This window comes from Pseudomonas sp. HP_01, from assembly GCF_055284355.1.
The window spans coordinates 1-372 of record NZ_JBTOPV010000076.1 but is presented as its reverse complement, the minus strand read 5'-3'; the positions used below and the strand labels follow the sequence as shown (position 1 = coordinate 372).

The 372-nt window shown below is 58.3% G+C and carries 1 protein-coding gene; it reads left to right on the top strand.

Annotation, left to right across the window (positions count from 1 at the left end; all coding sequences use genetic code 11):
- Positions 1–372, top strand: a 372-nt coding sequence (locus tag ACYAR8_RS23850) for a hypothetical protein (protein ID WP_463581235.1), incomplete at both ends; no start/stop codon positions are given.

The following is a 372-nucleotide window of genomic DNA, read 5'->3' as shown; positions in this document are numbered from 1 at the left end:
CTACACCGACCGCACCAATCGTGGGTTGAATCTGCAGTGGCAAGGCACTGGAGCCGATGCCAAAGCCGTGCGCGAATGGGCCGATGACGGCAGTTTCGACACGCGACTGGCGTGGGACGAAAACATCCGCCTGACCTATGTCACTGATGCTTTGGGCCACGAAACCCGGCACTACTACGACAGCCTTGGGTACACCTATCGCATTTGCCATGCCGATGGTCGCTCGGAGTGGTTCTTCCGTGATGCGGCGAAGAACATCATCCGCCACGTCCACACCGACGGCAGCACGGATCGCTATCGCTACGACAAACTGAGCAACCTCACTGAACACACGCGCGCTGATCACAGCGTCATGAATTACGCCTACGACGA